This is a genomic window from Rickettsia endosymbiont of Polydrusus tereticollis (assembly GCF_964026385.1).
Taxonomy (GTDB): domain Bacteria; phylum Pseudomonadota; class Alphaproteobacteria; order Rickettsiales; family Rickettsiaceae; genus Rickettsia.
The window spans coordinates 1,151,961-1,171,095 of the sequence record NZ_OZ032142.1; the positions used below are offsets into that span (position 1 = coordinate 1,151,961).

Here is a 19,135-nt window from a genome sequence, read left to right on the forward strand (position 1 = left end):
TTATTTTTGAGGATAGTTAAACCCCTCTAGCCCGGATATTGCATGAGATATAGGAGACAAAATCCTCGTAAAGCTGTATAATACTGGTATTTCATTAGAATAATACAAAGGATTTTGTCATGACAAATTGTATAGCATATAGTTACCAGTTTTCCAAAGTAAAAAATCGGACAATAGAGATAAATTTCACTGGAGGTGATATTAGTAGCGATGGAGGTGTGTTGTTATTAAGAGAAGCAGATAAAAGGCTTGGTATAACAGAGGAGCTTGCTAAAATATTTCCTGATAGACGAGATGGTAGTAAAATTACCCATAATATGGCAACAATGCTGAGGCAACGAATTTATGGTATTGCATTAGGTTATGAAGATTTAAATGACCACAATTATCTACGAAAATGTCCTGCTATGCAAACAGCTATGGAAACAATTGATGATATGGCAAGTAGTTCTACCTTATGTCGTATAGAAAACAATGCTGATAGACACTTTGCAATTAAAGTGCATGAACTAATGCTTGATAAATTTATTAAGTCTCATAAAATAGTACCAAAGCAGCTAATACTTGATTTTGATGCTACGGATGATGAAATTCATGGGCAACAGGAAGGTAAGTTTTATCATGGTTATTACGGTCATAATTGCTTTTTACCTTTGTATGTTTTTTGTGGAAAGCATCTGTTAGTTAGTTATCTTAGGACGTCAAAGCAGGATCAAGCAAAACATTCTTGGGCAATATTATCATTGTTAGTAAAACGTTTTCGCCAAGCTTGGCCAGAGGTAAAGATTATTTTTCGTGGTGATAGTGGATTTTGTCGTCATCAGATGTTTGATTGGTGTGATATTCATAATATAAAATATATTGTAGGAATGCCCCAAAATAACAGACTAAATGAGTTACTGAAACCTACAATGGAGAAGTCAAAAGCAGCATTTATTATAACCCAAGAAAAGCAACGTCTTTTTAGTGAGTTTCCATATAAGGCTGGTAGTTGGAGTCATGAACGTAGAATAATTGGTAAGGCAGAAATGACAATGCTTGGAGAAAATCCAAGGTATATAGTAACTAATTTATCAGATAAACCTGAAGATTTATACGACAAAGTTTACTGTGGTCGTGGTGATATGGAAAACCGTATAAAAGAGCAACAACTAGAATTATTTGCAGATCGTACTTCTTGTCATAGATGGTGGGCTAATCAGCTCAGAATGATTTTATCGGGTCTTGCATACACTTTAGTAGAATATATCAGAGGTAATTTATTACAAGGTAGTGCATTAGCAAAAGCACAAATAGGTACAATACGTTTAAAATTATTAAAAATTGGGGTAGTAATTATCCGTAATACTAGGCGTATTAAGTTTTTGTTATCTTCATCATATCCTTACCGACAGGTATGGAATCATGTGATGAAGAAATTAGCATTAGAATAACCTAGATTAGCACTGTTCCCGGTGCTTAGAAAAAATGGGGTAAGGGGCATTACATCTAAAATTTGAAAATAACGGCTTCAAAGCACTTTTTGGCAAAATTTTTACAAAAGTATCATTGCTAATATTATAAATTACTCAATTTCTTACTTTAAATCTCACTTCATGCAATATCCGGGCTAATACTTGATTTTGATGCTACGGATGATGAAATTCATGGGCAACAGGAAGGTAAGTTTTATCATGGTTATTACGGTCATAATTGCTTTTTACCTTTGTATGTTTTTTGTGGAAAGCATCTGTTAGTTAGTTATCTTAGGACGTCAAAGCAGGATCAAGCAAAACATTCTTGGGCAATATTATCATTGTTAGTAAAACGTTTTCGCCAAGCTTGGCCAGAGGTAAAGATTATTTTTCGTGGTGATAGTGGATTTTGTCGTCATCAGATGTTTGATTGGTGTGATATTCATAATATAAAATATATTGTAGGAATGCCCCAAAATAACAGACTAAATGAGTTACTGAAACCTACAATGGAGAAGTCAAAAGCAGCATTTATTATAACCCAAGAAAAGCAACGTCTTTTTAGTGAGTTTCCATATAAGGCTGGTAGTTGGAGTCATGAACGTAGAATAATTGGTAAGGCAGAAATGACAATGCTTGGAGAAAATCCAAGGTATATAGTAACTAATTTATCAGATAAACCTGAAGATTTATACGACAAAGTTTACTGTGGTCGTGGTGATATGGAAAACCGTATAAAAGAGCAACAACTAGAATTATTTGTAGATCGTACTTCTTGTCATAGATGGTGGGCTAATCAGCTCAGAATGATTTTATCGGGTCTTGCATACACTTTAGTAGAATATATCAGAGGTAATTTATTACAAGGTAGTGCATTAGCAAAAGCACAAATAGGTACAATACGTTTAAAATTATTAAAAATTGGGGTAGTAATTATCCGTAATACTAGGCGTATTAAGTTTTTGTTATCTTCATCATATCCTTACCGACAGGTATGGAATCATGTGATGAAGAAATTAGCATTAGAATAACCTAGATTAGCACTGTTCCCGGTGCTTAGAAAAAATGGGGTAAGGGGCATTACATCTAAAATTTGAAAATAACGGCTTCAAAGCACTTTTTGGCAAAATTTTTACAAAAGTATCATTGCTAATATTATAAATTACTCAATTTCTTACTTTAAATCTCACTTCATGCAATATCCGGGTTAAGAGCATCAGCGAGTAGTCTAGCCCCTTCGTCCCCTATTTTGCTATATCCAATATCAAGCAAAGTAATAGAATTATTAATTTTAAGAGCATCAGCAAATACTCTAATCCCTTCATCCCCTATTTGGTTCCAACCAATATCAAGCGAAGCAATAGAAGAATTAGTTTTAAGAGCGTCAGCGAGTACTTTTGCCCCTTCAGCCTCTATTTGGTTATGTCCAAGGTCAAGCGAAGTGGCATCGTTTCTTAAACTCTCGGCTTTTTGTTTTAGTCCTCTTTTTTCTAAAAACTCTATTAATAGCTCATTTGACGTTTTCGTTGTTGTTAACTTAGCTTGCGTAAACATAACTGCCTCTTTGCTTAATTTTATTAAAATTTATTAATTATAAGTTAACCTTTATATTTGCTAAAATAATTACAAGTATCTCGGTAACAAGTCAAATAAAAAAAATAAGGAAAGGTTAAAAAATTAAAGATTAGGTTTCAGTACGGGTTAGTTTAATTTAAATACTCAGCTGGTGGTTTCTTTAAGAAACAGCCCGTAAAGTTCGGGATATTCGGCTTTGAAAACCGGAAGGTCGAGGCTGCAACGTGTGCAGTTTTTCCATGAGATGACGGGTTTGTCGTTAATGGTTAAGGTGGTACGTAACCCCATATAATCCTTAACGATATCTTGCAGGTCTTCCTCTTTTGCAAACAACATCTGCTTTAGCTCTTGTAGCTTGTGGAGGTCTTGGACTATGTTGGCTATTTCTTTCGTAGCTTCAATTATATTGTCATCTATATTTGTTTGTGGTTCTTGCAGCTTATCCGCCATATCAAGTGGCATTATTGCACTGCATGAATCAATTGAGGCTTCTTGTGCTTCTTCTAACAATCTATCCATAGTTTTAACGTTGTCAATCATGTCATTTGTTTATTCCTAAAACAGGAGTGACGCCTTTGAACCTACCAAACAAGCCCTTTATCGATGCGGCAATAATACCTGTTATGCTATTGCCGTAATGCTTACTATCGTCTTTATTGTCTTGCATATTGTCCCTAGTTATCACTCTTCTTAAAAACGATATAAGGAATAATATGTTAACGATTATCAGCAGTTTAATAGGCTTCCTGGGTAGCTTTGTGCCGGAAATTTTAAATTTCGTTAAGGACAAGAAGGATAAGGAACACGAGTCGCTATAATTTTAAAAAGAGTAATGGTAACATAGATTTAAAAGGGATGCTTAATATATTAGAAGTATAAGTTGCGTATGACCTTATGGAAAAAAGGATAAAAAATAAACTCGTTAAACAACTAAATCTTCCGTAAAAGTAGGAAGGAGTGCAAAAGCTAAGCTATTATCAGCAAACTTTTGGTCTATAAAGCTATATTTTATTCTTTTGGTTGTCAATATTAACTACTTTAAAAATAGCAGGTTTTTACCAAGGTGTATAAAAAAATAAAAATCTCTTGAAGCCTTATAGAATAAAGGACTTTAACCCGGATATTGCATGAGATATAGGAGACAAAATCCTCGTAAAGCTGTATAATACTGGTATTTCATTAGAATAATACAAAGGATTTTGTCATGACAAATTGTATAGCATATAGTTACCAGTTTTCCAAAGTAAAAAATCGGACAATAGAGATAAATTTCACTGGAGGTGATATTAGTAGCGATGGAGGTGTGTTGTTATTAAGAGAAGCAGATAAAAGGCTTGGTATAACAGAGGAGCTTGCTAAAATATTTCCTGATAGACGAGATGGTAGTAAAATTACCCATAATATGGCAACAATGCTGAGGCAACGAATTTATGGTATTGCATTAGGTTATGAAGATTTAAATGACCACAATTATCTACGAAAATGTCCTGCTATGCAAACAGCTATGGAAACAATTGATGATATGGCAAGTAGTTCTACCTTATGTCGTATAGAAAACAATGCTGATAGACACTTTGCAATTAAAGTGCATGAACTAATGCTTGATAAATTTATTAAGTCTCATAAAATAGTACCAAAGCAGCTAATACTTGATTTTGATGCTACGGATGATGAAATTCATGGGCAACAGGAAGGTAAGTTTTATCATGGTTATTACGGTCATAATTGCTTTTTACCTTTGTATGTTTTTTGTGGAAAGCATCTGTTAGTTAGTTATCTTAGGACGTCAAAGCAGGATCAAGCAAAACATTCTTGGGCAATATTATCATTGTTAGTAAAACGTTTTCGCCAAGCTTGGCCAGAGGTAAAGATTATTTTTCGTGGTGATAGTGGATTTTGTCGTCATCAGATGTTTGATTGGTGTGATATTCATAATATAAAATATATTGTAGGAATGCCCCAAAATAACAGACTAAATGAGTTACTGAAACCTACAATGGAGAAGTCAAAAGCAGCATTTATTATAACCCAAGAAAAGCAACGTCTTTTTAGTGAGTTTCCATATAAGGCTGGTAGTTGGAGTCATGAACGTAGAATAATTGGTAAGGCAGAAATGACAATGCTTGGAGAAAATCCAAGGTATATAGTAACTAATTTATCAGATAAACCTGAAGATTTATACGACAAAGTTTACTGTGGTCGTGGTGATATGGAAAACCGTATAAAAGAGCAACAACTAGAATTATTTGCAGATCGTACTTCTTGTCATAGATGGTGGGCTAATCAGCTCAGAATGATTTTATCGGGTCTTGCATACACTTTAGTAGAATATATCAGAGGTAATTTATTACAAGGTAGTGCATTAGCAAAAGCACAAATAGGTACAATACGTTTAAAATTATTAAAAATTGGGGTAGTAATTATCCGTAATACTAGGCGTATTAAGTTTTTGTTATCTTCATCATATCCTTACCGACAGGTATGGAATCATGTGATGAAGAAATTAGCATTAGAATAACCTAGATTAGCACTGTTCCCGGTGCTTAGAAAAAATGGGGTAAGGGGCATTACATCTAAAATTTGAAAATAACGGCTTCAAAGCACTTTTTGGCAAAATTTTTACAAAAGTATCATTGCTAATATTATAAATTACTCAATTTCTTACTTTAAATCTCACTTCATGCAATATCCGGGCTAGATGTCATTCCTGCCTGCATGAGATGTTGTTGTGTGGCTCGAAAAATGTATAATGGTACCCAAAAACTAGACAAGAAAATAGAGAAAAGTAGGTATAATATCTCCTAGGAAAAGGAGCAAAAAATGAAAAAACAAGTTAAAAAATATAGTGCAGAAGAAAAAGCAAAAATAGCAATTGAAGCAATATCTGGAGAAATGACTATAGCTCAAATTACCAGCAAATATGGTGTTCACGCTAATCAGATTTATAAATGGAAGAAAGAAGCTTTAGATTTTATGGTTTCTGGATTTAAATCGAAATCTAAACAACAAGATACCGGCCAAGAAGATTTAATTAAATCATTATTTGAGCAAATAGGCCAGTTAACAGTTGAAAGAGACTGGCTTAAAAAAAAATCTAGTATCTTTGGATTTAGAGGTTAGGAAAAAAATGATAAGTTATGCTTCAAATTTAACCATAGCAAGACAATGCAAACTTTTAGATTTAAACCGCTCAAGTTACTACTACCGAGCTAGGAATACCTTAGATGATAAGGAGTATAGAGTACTGAACAGAATTGATGAGATTTTTACAGAGCATCCCTATTATGGTACTAGAAGAATGTCTCATGTCCTAAAATCCGAAGGGTTAAATGTTAGTCGTAAGATGATAAGAAAATATTATAAAATACTTGGTATTGAAGCAGTATACCCAAAGATTAATTTAAGCCGTAGGAATCAGGCTCATAAAGTATACCCATATCTATTAAATAATATAGAGGTGGTTTGCTCCAATCAAGTTTACTGTGCAGATATTACTTACATAAGATTAAAGCAAGGTTTTGTATATTTGGTTGCTATAATGGATTGGTATAGTCGTTATATTTTGAGTTGGCGGGTGTCGATTAGTTTAGAAAATGATTTTTGTATTGAAGCTCTAAATGAAGCAATATCTATACATGGCAAGCCTGACATTTTTAATACGGATCAAGGAGTACAATTTACATCAAAAGATTTTACTCAAATACTTGAGCAACAAGGCATAGCTATTAGTATGGACGGCAAAGGCAGAGCCTTAGATAATGTATTTATTGAACGTTTTTGGCGATCTTTGAAACAAGAGAAGATTTATCGTTTTGATCTTGAAACAGTACGTGAAGCAAAGATAGCTATCAGAGATTATATAGAATTTTATAATCAGCAAAGACCTCATCAATCGCTTGAATATAAGACACCTGAAATGATACATTTTGCAGAAAAACTAGAAAATTATCAAGAGGCTATATGACATAGAAAATGCAAACTTTACTTTGAAAAACCAATACATTAATACAGGAGAATTACACCTCTAAAATTTAAAAAATTTGTCTAGACAAAGGGTACCACCTCAATGCCATATGTCGTTCCCGCCATTGCGAGGAGGGCATTGTTGCATGGCTCGATAAAAGTAGCAGTATGTCATTCCTGCGAAAGCAGGAATCTAGTAATAAAAAGGTGTGAATGCCTTGGATTTTTAAAATTAAAAGCTCAAAATATTTCGCTTTTTTCTGGATTCCCGCTTTCGCGGGAATGACATCAAAAATTCGAGCCAGGCAACAACGCCAAAAAACCCGTTATAATGACATCAATAATATAAGCATTCGTAGCTCAGCTGGATAGAGCATTGCCCTCCGAAGGCAAAGGTCGTTGGTTCAAATCCAATCGAATGCACCAGTCGGAATTTTCGGATAAATTTACGAATGTATCAAATGGCGGACGTAGAGAGTAATCAAGTTTCTCGCTGTTTAATTCCAGGTTAGCAAACACCAAATTTACTAAGTTCCGTTTGCCATCGACAGTCGAACCTGTAAACGTGTCAAAGGCGTTGGAAGCTAATTCAATCAAGGAAATCAACGTTTTTGCAAAGCTATTATCTGCTTTATGGTGTGCTTCGATTTCTCTAATGATCTCTTCTTTTTTTTGTATTAATTGTAAGTGCTTCTCTTCATGTGTTGTTTTATCTAATTCACCATCAAGGTATAAATCCATTAGCCTATCTACACGTGTTTTTATTTTTGTATCTTCCGCATATAACACACTTAACCGTTGCTTGTGATAATCTTTTTCGGCATTTGCCGAGTCCTTTATATATAATTGTATTTCTTCTAATAGCTTGGGTTTTAACTGCATCGATTTAAAAACTTTCTCTACTTCTTTTAATATTCTTTCTTCTCTTATATATACGGCTTTTTGCTGATTTTGCTGATTCTGCAAATTCCATATTCTTAAATATGCCCATTCCCCGGTTTTTCCACTAGCGTAAGTTTTCTTTTTGATGTCGGGAGTTACAACACGCCCTGTATTTGCACATTTTATTAATCCCCTAAATATATTCGTTTCCTCTATATTTATAAGGTTGGTTCTTCCCGAGACGGACTTTTTGGCAGCTATCAAATAACTCTTTGCTGATAATTGGCGGGTATTTATGTGGGTATTGCTTACCGGTTTTTAATACCCTCATTACTCCATAATAAAAAGGATTCTGTAAGGGATTGTAAATTTGAGTTTTGCTTAAGTAACCTTTACAAGGAATGACATCAAAAATTCGATCCACGCAACAATGCCCACCCCACATGGCTCCCTAATTTTATTAATTTATTATATAATATTAAACTTTTGTGCTAAATATATTTCCTATATTTAAATAAATAACTTGATATTATTAGAAGCTTGGTTTTTAATAATATTAATAACCAATTACAAAAAAATTAATTATGCTTATTAATGGGAAACAAGTCGAAGATAAAATTTTTCAAAAACTAGGAAATATACCTTCTAGTTTTCCTGAATATATTAGTAATCTTGCTCCAAAGCCGCTAAGCCCGGAAGAAGTAAATACGCAGAATCACGCTGTTAATTCCTACAATGCAGGAATAGGGTTATTTAAAGCAGGAAATCATCCTGCAGCAGTTGTTCAGTTAAAACAAGCTGAGCAAATAGCTGTAAAAACTGATAACGTTTTTTTATCTCATATTAATGCTACAATGGCACGTAATTATGAATCTATGGGAGATTTCGGTAATGCTATTCAAAAATTTCAAGGTAGTATAAATAATACTTTTGAAGCTAAGGGATATTACGATGCAGAAAATTTATATAAAGAATTAGTTACGGCACATCAAAAACAAGGAACATTAGGAAAATTTATTGAAGCTCAAGAATTAAACTTGATGAAGAGCCAAGCTGAAAACGATCCAAGCAGCGAACTAATGGCAAGGTTAGGGCTTGGGGCTGCTTATAAGGCACAAAATCGTAGAGAAAATTCTATAGAGCAATATGCACATGCTTATTCTTTGCAGCAAGGTAGAGTTGATTATGATGCTGTTCGTGTAGAGCAGCATGAGGTGGGCTTTACAAATAAAGAAAAAATTGGTACTGATAACATTCAACAATGTGTTGCGGTGATTTTACATGATCCGTTAACAAAAAAAACTGATCATGCTATAAAAAAACGTACAAATCGAATTAAGATGAGATAAAATAAATCTTAGGAGGATTTGCAATGAGTCAAAAAATATACGATAAAGAATTTAAAATTAATGCAGTAAAACTGTATTTAGCAAATAAAGGTAGTAAAAGCATCAATGATATTGCTAACCCGGATATTGCATGAAGTGAGATTTAAAGTAAGAAATTGAGTAATTTATAATATTAGCAATGATACTTTTGTAAAAATTTTGCCAAAAAGTGCTTTGAAGCCGTTATTTTCAAATTTTAGATGTAATGCCCCTTACCCCATTTTTTCTAAGCACCGGGAACAGTACTAATCTAGGTTATTCTAATGCTAATTTCTTCATCACATGATTCCATACCTGTCGGTAAGGATATGATGAAGATAACAAAAACTTAATACGCCTAGTATTACGGATAATTACTACCCCAATTTTTAATAATTTTAAACGTATTGTACCTATTTGTGCTTTTGCTAATGCACTACCTTGTAATAAATTACCTCTGATATATTCTACTAAAGTGTATGCAAGACCCGATAAAATCATTCTGAGCTGATTAGCCCACCATCTATGACAAGAAGTACGATCTGCAAATAATTCTAGTTGTTGCTCTTTTATACGGTTTTCCATATCACCACGACCACAGTAAACTTTGTCGTATAAATCTTCAGGTTTATCTGATAAATTAGTTACTATATACCTTGGATTTTCTCCAAGCATTGAGGTGGTACCCTTTGTCTAGACAAATTTTTTAAATTTTAGAGGTGTAATTCTCCTGTATTAATGTATTGGTTTTTCAAAGTAAAGTTTGCATTTTCTATGTCATATAGCCTCTTGATAATTTTCTAGTTTTTCTGCAAAATGTATCATTTCAGGTGTCTTATATTCAAGCGATTGATGAGGTCTTTGCTGATTATAAAATTCTATATAATCTCTGATAGCTATCTTTGCTTCACGTACTGTTTCAAGATCAAAACGATAAATCTTCTCTTGTTTCAAAGATCGCCAAAAACGTTCAATAAATACATTATCTAAGGCTCTGCCTTTGCCGTCCATACTAATAGCTATGCCTTGTTGCTCAAGTATTTGAGTAAAATCTTTTGATGTAAATTGTACTCCTTGATCCGTATTAAAAATGTCAGGCTTGCCATGTATAGATATTGCTTCATTTAGAGCTTCAATACAAAAATCATTTTCTAAACTAATCGACACCCGCCAACTCAAAATATAACGACTATACCAATCCATTATAGCAACCAAATATACAAAACCTTGCTTTAATCTTATGTAAGTAATATCTGCACAGTAAACTTGATTGGAGCAAACCACCTCTATATTATTTAATAGATATGGGTATACTTTATGAGCCTGATTCCTACGGCTTAAATTAATCTTTGGGTATACTGCTTCAATACCAAGTATTTTATAATATTTTCTTATCATCTTACGACTAACATTTAACCCTTCGGATTTTAGGACATGAGACATTCTTCTAGTACCATAATAGGGATGCTCTGTAAAAATCTCATCAATTCTGTTCAGTACTCTATACTCCTTATCATCTAAGGTATTCCTAGCTCGGTAGTAGTAACTTGAGCGGTTTAAATCTAAAAGTTTGCATTGTCTTGCTATGGTTAAATTTGAAGCATAACTTATCATTTTTTTCCTAACCTCTAAATCCAAAGATACTAGATTTTTTTTTAAGCCAGTCTCTTTCAACTGTTAACTGGCCTATTTGCTCAAATAATGATTTAATTAAATCTTCTTGGCCGGTATCTTGTTGTTTAGATTTCGATTTAAATCCAGAAACCATAAAATCTAAAGCTTCTTTCTTCCATTTATAAATCTGATTAGCGTGAACACCATATTTGCTGGTAATTTGAGCTATAGTCATTTCTCCAGATATTGCTTCAATTGCTATTTTTGCTTTTTCTTCTGCACTATATTTTTTAACTTGTTTTTTCATTTTTTGCTCCTTTTCCTAGGAGATATTATACCTACTTTTCTCTATTTTCTTGTCTAGTTTTTGGGTACCATTATAATTTTATGAGACTTAATAAATTTATCAAGCATTAGTTCATGCACTTTAATTGCAAAGTGTCTATCAGCATTGTTTTCTATACGACATAAGGTAGAACTACTTGCCATATCATCAATTGTTTCCATAGCTGTTTGCATAGCAGGACATTTTCGTAGATAATTGTGGTCATTTAAATCTTCATAACCTAATGCAATACCATAAATTCGTTGCCTCAGCATTGTTGCCATATTATGGGTAATTTTACTACCATCTCGTCTATCAGGAAATATTTTAGCAAGCTCCTCTGTTATACCAAGCCTTTTATCTGCTTCTCTTAATAACAACACACCTCCATCGCTACTAATATCACCTCCAGTGAAATTTATCTCTATTGTCCGATTTTTTACTTTGGAAAACTGGTAACTATATGCTATACAATTTGTCATGACAAAATCCTTTGTATTATTCTAATGAAATACCAGTATTATACAGCTTTACGAGGATTTTGTCTCCTATATCTCATGCAATATCCGGGCTAAGGATTTAGGGGTTTCACGCTCTGGTTTGGGATATTGGCTTAAGAATTACAAAGGCAAAGGAGAGGCTAGCTTTGTTGGTAGTGGCAATGTAATGAATCAAGAGGTACGAGATTTAAAGAGGGAATTACATCTTGTAAAACAAGAGCGAGATATCCTAAAAAAAGCAGTGGTCATCTTTTCAGCTCCCGCAAACAAAGGTACGAATTTATGAAGAATCATAGTTCTTGTTTTTGTGTAGATCAGATGGCTAAGATTTTAGGGGTTAGTAGAAGTGGTTATTATGATTTTATTAATCACATGCCAAGTAAAAGAGCTGAATATAATGAGGAATTGATAAGTAAGATTAAAACTATTTTTACAGAAAGTTATAAAACTTATGGAAGTCCAAGGATTCATACAGAGTTAAAAGAACAAGGCTTTGTTTGCTCACGCCCTCGAGTAGCAAGGCTAATGCAAGTAAATAGCATTCAAGCAAAAATGTACAGAAAGTTTAAAAAGACTACAAGGCAGTCTGATAAACCTTATCATAGGGGAGAAGATTTGGTTAAACAAAATTTTTCTGCCTCAAGCCCAAATAGCATTTGGGTAGCTGATATAAGTTATATTTCTGTAAATAATAAATGGGCTTATCTTGCTATAGTACTTGACCTGTTCTCACGGAAAGTAGTAGGTATGGCGTTAGAAGAAACTATGAGAACTGATTTGATAATTAAAGCTCTTAACTCTGCTGCATTACAACGTAAACCCTTAAAAGGGCTTATTCATCATTCTGATCTTGGAAGCCAATTTACTAGTTTTGACTTTTATAATGCAACCAAAAAACACGGAATTGTTTTAAGTCATGGAAAGACTGGTGTGTCCTATGATAATGCTGCTATGGAAAGCTTTTTCCACACTCTGAAAACTGAGCTTGTTTATTTTAAAAAATACCAAAGCTTAGAAGAAGCAAAGCTTGATATATTTACTTATATTTTTACTTTTTATAACCAAAAACGGAGGCACTCTACATTAAATTATCAAACTCCAAATGAGTACGAGTTACATTATAAAAAAATTAAAAACGTCTCTCTTTAATTTGTCCGTTTTTTTGTTGCAAGATCACAAAAATATTTATCTGGACAGACTGAAGCATCTAATGCTGTTGAAATGTGGCAAGCAAATCAAGTATCTAAGCCATTGATTAAAGCAGCAAAGGAAATTCACCAAACTGATACTTCGCTGGTGAAAGACGTAATTACTGAAAATATCAATAAAAAAACTCAAAATTTAAATATTAGTGACAAAAGAAAAGCAAAAATAATAAATAAACTAGCTATTCAAACAGAAAATTTATTATCAAATAAATCTAATTTATTAGTTGATACTCAGCTTAAAGTTAACGAATCTTTAAAAGTTGAGACTACCAAAAAGTCTGCAGTGCAAAAAATAAAGGATTTGCTTACTAATATTTCAAATAAAGTTAGCAATTTTATAAAAAATAATATTACCAAGCCTCAAGTACAACAAACAAACGTTCCTATTAACCTAAATAAAACAAAAAATATTATTATTAATAAAGATGAAGTAAAAAAAGAACAAACCCTAAACTTAGTAAATGCTAAGGTAGGTATAATACAAGCAAATGCTAATGTAAAAATAGTTAATAAAGCAAATATAGCTCCGCCTGCTCATGTTTCATATACAATGAAATCTCTTCATCTTAAAAACAATAAACTAAGTAGGTAAATTATGAAAATAGAGATTAAATCCCAAGAATACAAAATATTTGATATAAATGATGATTTAATAATTTATACTAAAAATTTAAATAAAGAAATTGCCTGTAGTTTTTTTTCTCCTAAATTAGGAAAAATAGCTTTAGCTAGGAATATTGATATAAAGCAATTAGAGAAATTAATTGTTGAATTTACTGAAAATAAAGTAACAGAGCGAGATTTAATAAAAGTACGAGTAATTGGAGGAAATGATTCGTCAGAATCTTATAAGTATTTTACAGATATTATTAATGCCTTAGATCGTATAGACAATCATACTGATATGATCAACTTAATAGGCTCTGATGCTTGTAAAAATATACACCCAAACTCTTTTGAATTAGACGGTTATCATGGAGGAGTTAGAGCTTTAGATTAATTTGTAAGGCGGATTTGATAACGTATATGTTACAACAAAATAATTTTCAGATAAAGCGTTTAGCGTTAGATTATCGGGATGATTGCACCGGTGGCCTTGAAGATAAGTTTGGCAATTATGGTGGTTGAGGAAGTTTATTAAACGAATAAATTATTAAGGGGATATTATATATAGGTTTAAGTACTGCCTGAACCAAAGCCACTCTAAACTGGTTAAAGGTTCGTACCACGCTCTCGGCTAGTCAGGACAGCTAGTCAATTCTTGCAGTTTATTGAACAGGGAAGCCAAGGGGTATAATCAGGATTCCCGCCTTTTAAGGATAGGTTCGCAAATACAAAATTTAAAAATTCTATTTTTTCCTCAATTGTTGAATCTTTAAATATCCTATCGTAAAATTTTCCCTAACCTTTAAATTTTTATGCTACTTGTAAATTTTGTTGCATAATGAAAGCATCATTTATATACTGCCTTTTAGTGGCTGTGGTTAGCAAATCATACACTAGGGTACACCACATTTATATAATTTAAATTTTGTTCACAGAAGCTAATCATTCTTAAATAAATTTTTAGGCATTCTATAATAAATAGTTTTATAAAGCTTATCACTTTGTGGGAATTTACGTTGCCGGATAGAAAAACTGCCGAAACCTCTTATTTCAATTCGCTTTTCCTCTTTAAGCGATTGCTGCAAATAATCTAAAACTAGATTTACCGAATCTGCAATATCTTCTTTAGAAAGATAATTTAATTCATTATGTATTTTATCAACAAGGTAAGCCTTAGAATGAGATTTAGGGGAAGATTTAGTAGCCATTATTGAAAATTGCCTGCATTAAAAATTGCTTTTGCCCCGTGAAAATTATTTTTAAAGAAACTTGGGACGATATTATCAAAATCCTCAAAAATCATTTCAAATAATTTAGGTTTCGGTTTTAGTTTAAACTCTTTTACCGCCAACTCCGAACTAACCTTTCTAACATCATATAACCATTTTAATGCCGTATCTTCGGAACCGACGCTATCTACTAAGTTGAGCTTTAAAGCTTGACGCCCTGAATATATTCTACCGTCTGCTATTTTTTTCACCTCTACAAGCGGAATTTTTCGACGTAATGCGACAAGCTCAATAAAATAATCATAGGTATCATAAATATTTTCCATTATAGCAATACGCACGGCTTCCGTAACTTTTTCCGTAGGATTTGGAGCGGCTTTTAGTTCACCCGATTTAAAGCTAGTAAACTTAACTCCTAATTTTTCAGCCAAATCCGTGACTTCGGCAGTTTGTAATATCACCCCGATTGAGCCCGTAATCGTGCCGTTATGACTCACTATATAATCACCGCCGAGAGATATTAAATAGCCGCCGCTTGCTGCCATCGTTCCCATGATTATCACCACCGGTTTTTTCTCGGATATTTTACGTAAGATATTATAAATTTTCTCTGACCCTACTACCGTTCCACCCGGTGAATTAACGTTAACTATCAACGCTTTAATTTGCGTATCGTTAATTATTTTTTTGAGTTTTTTATCACGCTTTGCATCTTCAAGAATTATACCGTCTATTAGTATTGAAGCTATATATTCCTGATTAATAGGCAAGCTATCTTTCGATATAAAATTTTTACTGACAATAGCGACTAAAATTATGATCAATAAAATTGCAATTAATTTCCAAATTAACAATTGTGATTTCTTCTGTCTTCTTTCAATTAAGTAATCAGGGCTTATATTCATTGCTTGCTTAATATTATTAAAAAAATATGCCGCTTAAACGCAAGTGAGCATTACCTCTAGGGGTAAGCGTGGATATCAGCATCATCATTGCGTGCCATTGTAGGCATTACTCCCCAAACCGTCATGGCGAGACGCCTCTTTGCGTCGTGGCCATCCCAAACGTCATTGCGAAGCCACGAAGTGGCTGTGGCAATCCAGGCTATCCCGAATATATGAGGGATTTAATTAGAGTACTAAACAAGTTTAGTATAAAAATATGTTTAACTGGATTGCCACGCTCCTTTCAGTCGCTCGCAATGACGTTTAGGGTATCCATGCAATAACGCCGATCCCTTAAAAAAACATTAGAAATTATATAATTTTAAGTCAATAAAAAATTATCGTTTTATTAAAAAATATTGCTAAACAACTTTAAGAGTCATCACGTCCTTTATATTTTTCATCTTCTTCGGCAACCGCTTTTGCTTTGTTTTTTGGTTCTTTAAATAAATATTCTATTTCTATTTCTTTTTCAGTTTTTTCTGAACTATCTATAAAGTATTTTAACGGAGTATTTAAAATTTTTGCAAAAACATATAGCCTACTTACCGGTATTTTACTTAATCCTTCTTCGTATTTTTGTATTTGCTGAGTACTTATCTCAGTAACTTTACCTAAATCTTTTTGACTTAACCCCAAAGCAATGCGGCGTTGTTTTAGGCGCTTGCTAGCAAGCTTCTCAACGTGTTCTCTTGATTCGTTCATCTTTACAATTAATTTAATTATTGAAATATTTATTCAATTCTAGATATAGAATAATGATAGTTTTTTCTTAATCAAGTAACTTATTGAAAAATTTATTAATTTTTTATTTTTGTCTACGTATTATTCTGTTTATTAGATAATGAGTTAGCAATATAGCAATAATAACTATTAAAATGCATTTATTGCCAAATTGTGAATATATAGTAGGGGAATTGACTTTCTGAGGAATTAATCCGTCTATATAGCCGATTTTATTTAAGTCTAATTTCTTTATTATACGCCCTAAGGGGTCAATTATAGAGGAAATACCGTTATTTGCTACCCTAATCATAGGCAAACCGTTTTCCACTGCTCTACTGCGACTAATTTGAAAATGCTGATAAGGACCGCTCGATTCACCGTACCAAGCATCGTTAGTAATATTAATTATCAAATCGGCAATTTTATTTGAAGTACGGACGAAATCCGGAAAAATCGATTCATAACAAATAAGCGGTTTGATTTTAAGATTAAGCTTTTCAAGGTAAACAAGCTCGCTTTTTCCTTCAGTATAATCAACAAACCCATGTGTTAGTTTTTTAAAGGGCAATATATTTTTTAAAGGCATATATTCCCCGAACGGGACTAAGTGAGATTTATGATATTCAAATAATTTACTACCGTTTTTTGCGACTGCATACATACTAGTATAAAGCTCAAAGTTATCGCCCGGCTCCTCGTTACTATCTACTCCGCCGGTAATTAAAATTGCTTTAGACGGTCTTAACATTTTCAACAATTCCGACTTTACTTCCGGTTGATTAAATGGAACTACTAACGCTGCTTCCGACCAGATAATTAAGTCGGCAGAAGAATCTTCGGATAATTTAATATGTAGCATTAAATTCTTCCAGAACTCGCTTGCATCCCACTTAGCAGTTTGTGCAATACTCGGTTGTACTAATCGTACTTTGATATCCGAAAAATGGGTAGGATTGTTATCTAATCTAACTTTTCCGTAAATAGCAATAATAGTTACTATAATAATCGAATTGATTAACAATATTTTAAACTGCTTATACTGTTTAGCAAAAAGAGGATAAAAACTAGTAGAAATATAAATCACGATAAAGCTAAGCCCGTATATCCCTATTATACTAACGACTTGAATTAATATATCCGAAAATGAAAAAGCATAGCCTATAAGATTCCAAGGAAGACCGGTAAATATCCATGACCTAGCCCACTCGAATAATATCCAATATAAACAAAATATAAATTGATAATATTCATTATCTCTCGCAAAAAAACTACATATACAGCTAGCCGAAATAAAACAAGCTAAGATAAGCGGTAACCCTATTAACGCAAACGGAATAGCCCACCAAAATTCTTCAATATAAACACTAACCCCGAGGCTAATCCAATACATACCGACTGAAAAATGCCCGAAGCCGAATATAAAACTAACTATTGCCGCTTGCTGCCAATTTTTGCAGCTCTTAACCTGATAGCATAGATACGATAAAGTAAAGAGTAGCGGCAAAAAAAAGGTCGGTGCAAAAACAAGCCCGCTAAGCATACCGAGTAATAAAGGGGTTATTCTAGAGTATATCATAATTTATTAACTTAAACACTAATGTCATTTTCGCATAGATCGAATTTTTGATGTCATTCCCGCGCAGGCGGGAATCCAGCTTTTTTTGTCATGCTGAACTTGTTTCAGCATCTATAATATTTGATCCTGAAATAAATTCAGAATGACTTAAAAGTATTTTTCTGGATTCCCGCCTGCGCGGGAATGACATACAGTGCTTTTCTCGATCCATGCTAAAATATGATATAATAAATAAGAGGTCAATATAAAGAAATGACTTTAAGGGAGTAGAGATAAGACACAGGCGTAATAGGTCTGACGGTTATACTGCTTCTTCAGGGATAATGTCACAAAGCTCCTTTTAAAGCTCTCTAATCCTTGCGGGCGGCTTTAATGATAATTCTTTGACAAAATTTAAGAACTGACTAACGGAATCTACTATATCGTCATTTTTTACATGCGGGAAATATAATAATTCTTTTAAAATTATATTATTAAACGTTGATTGTTTAGGTAGTAAAACCTTAGAAGATTGAAATAACGGCACTATTGATGCAAATCTGGTAATTTTATCAAGCCTTGGTTTTATACCGATTATACGTATATTATCGTTAAAGTTCCGTAAGTCTTGAAGTATTTGTTGACCGCTAGCTTTATCTTCAATTAATATAAATCTTGGGCTATATTGCTCTGCTAATCTCTCTACTAATTTTTTAAGTTCGGGATAGGTAAGTTTTTTTCTGGTCATTGTAACAAGATAATATTTTTTATCCAGAATCCCCCAGATAGTGCAAACGCTATAATCGGAATTTTCTGAAATTTTAATTGCCGTATCCCAGCTTTGAATGAAATAATCAAATTTTTCCGGCAAATTTTCGTAAAAACTAATATCTTCGATATTTAGTAGTGAAGAGCCTTTAGGCAAAGGTTGCTGTAAATATTGAGCCGAGTAATTAGAACTGCCTATTTCCTGCTCTAGCTTACTTAAAAGGTTACTAGAATCTTTAAAATTATCTAATAAATCGCCGCTAAGGTATTGATATTCTTTTATTTGACCATTAACTAGTAATTTAAAAAAATAATCTTTATCGGCAATAGCCGGAATTTTCAAATGATGCCATGAATTTGAAGCTGCTAAAAGATAGCTTGTTAAGTCTTCTTCGTGTAATCTTTGCATAACTAGTATT

22 protein-coding genes, 1 tRNA gene and 1 pseudogene are annotated in these 19,135 nt (G+C 33.0%); 11 read left to right on the forward strand and 13 right to left on the reverse strand.

Features of this window, described 5'->3' with window-relative positions; translation table 11 throughout:
- The first annotated feature begins 119 nt into the window (after positions 1–119).
- Both AAGD48_RS05585 and AAGD48_RS05590 read left to right on the forward strand, forming a co-directional pair.
- Entirely contained in the window at positions 120–1,433 is a 1,314-nt protein-coding gene (locus AAGD48_RS05585) for an IS1380 family transposase (RefSeq protein WP_341789277.1), read from the forward strand.
- A 179-nt stretch (positions 1,434–1,612) separates the two neighbouring features.
- Positions 1,613–2,485, forward strand: coding sequence for an IS1380 family transposase (locus AAGD48_RS05590; RefSeq protein ID WP_341790749.1), 873 nt, complete (start codon positions 1,613–1,615; stop codon positions 2,483–2,485).
- A 160-nt stretch (positions 2,486–2,645) separates the two neighbouring features.
- On the opposite strand, the gene AAGD48_RS05595 is transcribed toward AAGD48_RS05590, so the two are convergent.
- From AAGD48_RS05595 to AAGD48_RS05605, 3 genes are all read right to left on the reverse strand, one after another.
- Complete coding sequence (locus tag AAGD48_RS05595) at positions 2,646–3,008, reverse strand: hypothetical protein (RefSeq protein WP_341789287.1); 363 nt, start codon at positions 3,006–3,008, stop codon at positions 2,646–2,648.
- 165 nt (positions 3,009–3,173) lie between these two features.
- Positions 3,174–3,569, reverse strand: a complete 396-nt coding sequence (locus AAGD48_RS05600; protein ID WP_341789286.1) for a hypothetical protein — start codon at positions 3,567–3,569, stop codon at positions 3,174–3,176.
- Position 3,570: 1 nt separating this feature from the next.
- Positions 3,571–3,696 (reverse strand): hypothetical protein, encoded by a 126-nt coding sequence (locus AAGD48_RS05605; RefSeq protein WP_341789285.1) that lies wholly within the window; start codon positions 3,694–3,696, stop codon positions 3,571–3,573.
- 537 nt (positions 3,697–4,233) lie between these two features.
- Here AAGD48_RS05605 and AAGD48_RS05610 point away from each other — a divergent pair.
- The 4 genes from AAGD48_RS05610 (at position 4,234) to AAGD48_RS05625 (ending at position 7,418) form a co-directional block, all read left to right on the forward strand.
- Positions 4,234–5,547 (forward strand): IS1380 family transposase, encoded by a 1,314-nt coding sequence (locus tag AAGD48_RS05610; protein ID WP_341789277.1) that lies wholly within the window; start codon positions 4,234–4,236, stop codon positions 5,545–5,547.
- 302 nt (positions 5,548–5,849) lie between these two features.
- Positions 5,850–6,149, forward strand: coding sequence for a transposase (locus AAGD48_RS05615; protein WP_045812944.1), 300 nt, complete (start codon positions 5,850–5,852; stop codon positions 6,147–6,149).
- A 7-nt stretch (positions 6,150–6,156) separates the two neighbouring features.
- Positions 6,157–6,993: an IS3 family transposase gene (locus AAGD48_RS05620; RefSeq protein ID WP_341789327.1), complete on the forward strand. Its 837-nt coding sequence runs from the start codon at positions 6,157–6,159 to the stop codon at positions 6,991–6,993.
- 348 nt (positions 6,994–7,341) lie between these two features.
- Positions 7,342–7,418, forward strand: a tRNA-Arg gene (locus AAGD48_RS05625).
- Between the two features lie 649 nt (positions 7,419–8,067).
- Here the strand turns inward: AAGD48_RS05625 and AAGD48_RS05630 are convergent.
- A complete protein-coding gene (locus AAGD48_RS05630; protein WP_341789334.1) occupies positions 8,068–8,319 on the reverse strand; it encodes a recombinase family protein in 252 nt (83 codons plus the stop codon).
- Between the two features lie 634 nt (positions 8,320–8,953).
- Here AAGD48_RS05630 and AAGD48_RS05635 point away from each other — a divergent pair.
- A pseudogene (locus AAGD48_RS05635) lies at positions 8,954–9,178 on the forward strand (hypothetical protein); the annotation flags it as partial.
- 339 nt (positions 9,179–9,517) lie between these two features.
- Here the strand turns inward: AAGD48_RS05635 and AAGD48_RS05640 are convergent.
- The 4 genes from AAGD48_RS05640 to AAGD48_RS05655 form a co-directional block, all read right to left on the reverse strand.
- Positions 9,518–9,916, reverse strand: a complete 399-nt coding sequence (locus AAGD48_RS05640; protein WP_341789335.1) for a transposase — start codon at positions 9,914–9,916, stop codon at positions 9,518–9,520.
- Between the two features lie 102 nt (positions 9,917–10,018).
- Positions 10,019–10,855, reverse strand: coding sequence for an IS3 family transposase (locus AAGD48_RS05645; protein ID WP_341789327.1), 837 nt, complete (start codon positions 10,853–10,855; stop codon positions 10,019–10,021).
- A 7-nt stretch (positions 10,856–10,862) separates the two neighbouring features.
- The gene (locus tag AAGD48_RS05650; protein ID WP_045812944.1) at positions 10,863–11,162 is read right to left on the reverse strand and encodes a transposase; all 300 of its coding nucleotides are present in this window, start codon (positions 11,160–11,162) and stop codon (positions 10,863–10,865) included.
- 53 nt (positions 11,163–11,215) lie between these two features.
- Positions 11,216–11,662: a transposase gene (locus tag AAGD48_RS05655; RefSeq protein ID WP_341789336.1), complete on the reverse strand. Its 447-nt coding sequence runs from the start codon at positions 11,660–11,662 to the stop codon at positions 11,216–11,218.
- A gap of 118 nt (positions 11,663–11,780) precedes the next feature.
- Between AAGD48_RS05655 and AAGD48_RS05660 the strand changes: the two genes are divergently transcribed.
- From AAGD48_RS05660 to AAGD48_RS05675, 4 genes are all read left to right on the forward strand, one after another.
- Entirely contained in the window at positions 11,781–11,966 is a 186-nt protein-coding gene (locus tag AAGD48_RS05660; RefSeq protein ID WP_341789337.1) for a hypothetical protein, read from the forward strand.
- Positions 11,879–12,829 carry an IS3 family transposase gene (locus AAGD48_RS05665; RefSeq protein WP_341790717.1) on the forward strand — a complete coding sequence of 317 codons (951 nt, stop codon included), beginning with the start codon at positions 11,879–11,881 and terminating at the stop codon, positions 12,827–12,829. Before AAGD48_RS05660 ends, AAGD48_RS05665 begins: the two co-directional genes overlap by 88 nt.
- A 72-nt stretch (positions 12,830–12,901) precedes the next feature.
- Positions 12,902–13,480 carry a hypothetical protein gene (locus AAGD48_RS05670; protein WP_341789338.1) on the forward strand — a complete coding sequence of 193 codons (579 nt, stop codon included), beginning with the start codon at positions 12,902–12,904 and terminating at the stop codon, positions 13,478–13,480.
- Positions 13,481–13,651: 171 nt separating this feature from the next.
- Positions 13,652–13,888 (forward strand): hypothetical protein, encoded by a 237-nt coding sequence (locus tag AAGD48_RS05675; protein WP_341790750.1) that lies wholly within the window; start codon positions 13,652–13,654, stop codon positions 13,886–13,888.
- A 544-nt stretch (positions 13,889–14,432) separates the two neighbouring features.
- Here AAGD48_RS05675 and AAGD48_RS05680 read toward each other — a convergent pair.
- The 5 genes from AAGD48_RS05680 to terL all read right to left on the reverse strand — a co-directional run bounded on the left by AAGD48_RS05680 (position 14,433) and on the right by terL (position 19,125).
- Positions 14,433–14,702 carry an HU family DNA-binding protein gene (locus AAGD48_RS05680; protein ID WP_341789339.1) on the reverse strand — a complete coding sequence of 90 codons (270 nt, stop codon included), beginning with the start codon at positions 14,700–14,702 and terminating at the stop codon, positions 14,433–14,435.
- On the reverse strand, positions 14,702–15,628 hold the full coding sequence (gene sppA, locus AAGD48_RS05685; protein ID WP_341789340.1) for a signal peptide peptidase SppA: 927 nt from the start codon (positions 15,626–15,628) through the stop codon (positions 14,702–14,704). Before sppA ends, AAGD48_RS05680 begins: the two co-directional genes overlap by 1 nt.
- A gap of 411 nt (positions 15,629–16,039) precedes the next feature.
- The gene (locus AAGD48_RS05690) at positions 16,040–16,372 is read right to left on the reverse strand and encodes a helix-turn-helix transcriptional regulator (protein ID WP_341789341.1); all 333 of its coding nucleotides are present in this window, start codon (positions 16,370–16,372) and stop codon (positions 16,040–16,042) included.
- A 103-nt stretch (positions 16,373–16,475) separates the two neighbouring features.
- Positions 16,476–17,969 (reverse strand): apolipoprotein N-acyltransferase, encoded by a 1,494-nt coding sequence (gene lnt, locus AAGD48_RS05695; RefSeq protein ID WP_341789342.1) that lies wholly within the window; start codon positions 17,967–17,969, stop codon positions 16,476–16,478.
- Positions 17,970–18,309: 340 nt separating this feature from the next.
- Positions 18,310–19,125 (reverse strand): phage terminase large subunit, encoded by an 816-nt coding sequence (gene terL, locus AAGD48_RS05700; protein WP_341789343.1) that lies wholly within the window; start codon positions 19,123–19,125, stop codon positions 18,310–18,312.
- Positions 19,126–19,135: the final 10 nt, after the last annotated feature.